Below are 2,540 nucleotides of genomic sequence, written 5' to 3'. Positions count from 1 at the left end.
GACCTTAAACGTCCTGGTGAGACGCAATCGCCGTCGTTAACGGTTTCCAATGAGAGCCGTAAAGTTTGTGTCTTTTCATCATTTAGTGTTTTACAAATAAAGCATCAGGATTAAAAGACGCTAGCGCCTACGCTAGGGAGTTCGTCGAATGGTTATCACGTATGCTCAAGATCACCGAGATCAACCAAGACATAGTTACGGAGGCGGAGGAAATCAAGAAGAGACACGGGATAGCCGTTGTCAACAGTTCCAGGTAAACCGTGAAGTTTATATAATTTATATGTGAGTTTTATTATGATGCTGAAACCTAAGGAAGTGTGCCAAAAACTGGGAATGTCCTACCGCACGTTGCAGAGCTACGTTAAGAAGGGATACATTAAACCAGTAGTGCAGAGCGGGAAGTGGAGGTTCAGGGAGGAGGACGTCGAAAAACTGATGGGTATTGTTAGAAAAAGGAAAGTGGCATTATACGCTAGGGTATCGAACACGCGAAAGGACGACTTGGTAAACCAAGTTACAGCAGTTATGGGACTTTAACGTAACTTAAAGATTTTCATCAGCCTGGGTGGTCAGCCTAAATGGCGCTCGAGGACCTGAGGAACACCTCCACGCTCCTCAGGTTCAGCTCCCCTACCAGCTCCCTGACGACGTTGGTCACGATGGTGAAGATCGTGAGGTAACCCTGAAGCCTCTCCCTCCTCCAGAATGAGGAGTCCCAGGGTCTTGACGTCCTTTGGAGCTCCTCGATCTCCCACACGACAGGCCTCCTCCTCGCTGAGCGAGAGGTCGGTGGTGTAGAGGTACCTGGCGTGTGTCCCGGAGTCGTGTTCATGCGAGCAACTTCACCGTAATCGCTCGGCCTCCCAGGGTCAGGGAGGTGAAGTAGACTCCGGGGGGCTAGGCCCCCCACTCGGAGGTGTCCCTCCACCTCCTCGAGGGTCCCCTGGACCGACTCGACCCTGAGCTCGGTTGGACTTGAGCTCAGACACCACGTTGTCCGTCACGAGCTTCTCGTACCAGTACCACGAGTCGAAGACTACCCTGGACACGCGGAAGTACCCCTTGAGCACGTCCAACATCTCCCTGGCCATCTCGATCTTGGTCTTGAACTCGGTGACCATCCCCAAGTCCAACATCTTCCTCACGGCGTAGGGGAAGGCTCCCATCATGAACGTCCTGCCCGTGGAGAGGTCCACTATGGCGACCGTGAGGAGCTGCACGCCCCTCTCGAACCTCCCGTGGGCGTGGCAGTAGATCCAGTAGTTCCCGTGGGGGCTCACGTCCCTCCCCCTGGAGTACTCCTTGTGGTCCACGGTGTCGTCCACGATGACGATCTGACCCTTCACCAGCCCCGACAGGACCTCCAGCCCCTCCACGCGTCGTCGAGTTCTCCCAACGCCCCCAGAAGGTTTGTGTAGTCCAACCCGAACGTCTCAGCAGCATTCCTCACGCTGGACCTCCCACCTAGCAGGACCATCAAGACGAGTGCCAACCCGACCTTCCTGCTCCTCCCGTTCCTCCTCACTATGCCCAGGACCTGGTTGACCGCCTTGATCATATCCTCCTTAGCCAGTTCGACCTGTCCCTTCCGGTTTGGCATCTTTTCAGCAGGAAGACGTCGAAAATTAAAAACTTCTCGCTAATACCGACTTTCCCGTATTACCTCCCTAAGATTCCCATAACTGCTGCACCTAGATTACAGGGCGGTACCTAAGGGAGAATCCCATAACTGCTGCTGAGTACTTAAACGTGAAGGCTGCCCCTGCTACCTGAGGAAACGAAGCGCCCACTATACCATTACACGCAAAGTTCTTGGTCCTGTGGAAGAGGTGCATATGTCCTCCCTTTCCTTTACACAGTCCAGTGGACTTCCCGAAGATCTCAGAGGCCAACCCCTTGAGGCCAACTCCCTTGGCTATGGCGTGATTGTGAGGCCTATGCGTGCTAACCACGACGTCACTGTCTCTGGACAGATAGAGAGTACCAACAGTAGTAGCTTCCTTGCCAACTGACAGGCGCATCTCTCCTCTTATGACCCCTGAGGCCATGTTGAATGGGTTTTCCCGTGGTAAATCTTCCTTATGGACTCCTCGAAATACCTAATGAGGGTCATCCTTTTGTATATCTTGAGCAGATCCTCACTCTTCAACCCAGTACTTTCCAACTGAAGCTGTAGATCCTCTAGCGAGGGTTCAGGTTTGATTAACATGCAATAATAGTCAACAAGGTGTAAAGAACTTTCAGCAGACGAGGACCACCCAGGTCAGAAGAGAGTTCTAAATGCCACAAGCTCACACTTCACATAAGCAAGGCTAGGTTGGATAGATCTGCCAAGGCAAACAAACCGATGAGAAGTAACGCCGGGAAGATCATGGATCTTCTCAATAGAAGGTAACTCAACGCCACAGCAATAGTCTTTAGTACGGCCATCACCGTGATCATCAGGATCGGGTTGCCCGACAGGGCGTGGAGAAATAGATTCTCCTCAACATATCCCTGCGAGACTCCATAAAAGGTAGTTAGGACGTCGATGACCCCCA

General features: G+C 52.4%; 3 protein-coding genes and 2 pseudogenes. 1 reads left to right on the top strand and 4 read right to left on the bottom strand.

Annotation, left to right across the window (positions count from 1 at the left end; genetic code table 11):
• Positions 1–297: 297 nt before the first annotated feature.
• A pseudogene (locus METMK1DRAFT_RS07460) lies at positions 298–516 on the top strand (helix-turn-helix domain-containing protein); the annotation flags it as partial.
• Between the two features lie 53 nt (positions 517–569).
• Here METMK1DRAFT_RS07460 and METMK1DRAFT_RS15615 read toward each other — a convergent pair.
• The 4 genes and pseudogenes from METMK1DRAFT_RS15615 to METMK1DRAFT_RS07435 all read right to left on the bottom strand — a co-directional run.
• Positions 570–1,600, bottom strand: a pseudogene (locus tag METMK1DRAFT_RS15615) (IS701 family transposase).
• 91 nt (positions 1,601–1,691) lie between these two features.
• The gene (locus METMK1DRAFT_RS07440; RefSeq protein ID WP_009072428.1) at positions 1,692–2,048 is read right to left on the bottom strand and encodes a thiamine pyrophosphate-dependent enzyme; all 357 of its coding nucleotides are present in this window, start codon (positions 2,046–2,048) and stop codon (positions 1,692–1,694) included.
• A complete protein-coding gene (locus METMK1DRAFT_RS18990) occupies positions 2,030–2,209 on the bottom strand; it encodes a hypothetical protein (protein ID WP_009072427.1) in 180 nt (59 codons plus the stop codon). The genes METMK1DRAFT_RS07440 and METMK1DRAFT_RS18990 overlap by 19 nt, the downstream gene beginning before the upstream one ends.
• Before the next feature lie 89 nt (positions 2,210–2,298).
• On the bottom strand, positions 2,299–2,540 hold a 242-nt coding region (locus METMK1DRAFT_RS07435), incomplete at its 5' end, for a DUF5658 family protein (protein ID WP_009072424.1).

This window comes from Metallosphaera yellowstonensis MK1, from assembly GCF_000243315.1.
GTDB classification, from domain to species: Archaea; Thermoproteota; Thermoprotei_A; order Sulfolobales; family Sulfolobaceae; genus Metallosphaera; species Metallosphaera yellowstonensis.
The sequence above is the reverse complement of the archived record's forward strand: the minus strand, read 5'-3'. Positions and strand labels throughout refer to the sequence as shown.

What these genes read in the sequence shown, in the direction of transcription:
- METMK1DRAFT_RS18990 (WP_009072427.1), bottom strand. Translation starts at nt 2,209, where the DNA reads ATGTTAATCAAACCTGAACCCTCGCTAGAGGATCTACAGCTTCAGTTG.
- METMK1DRAFT_RS07440 (WP_009072428.1), bottom strand. Translation starts at nt 2,048, where the DNA reads ATGGCCTCAGGGGTCATAAGAGGAGAGATGCGCCTGTCAGTTGGCAAG.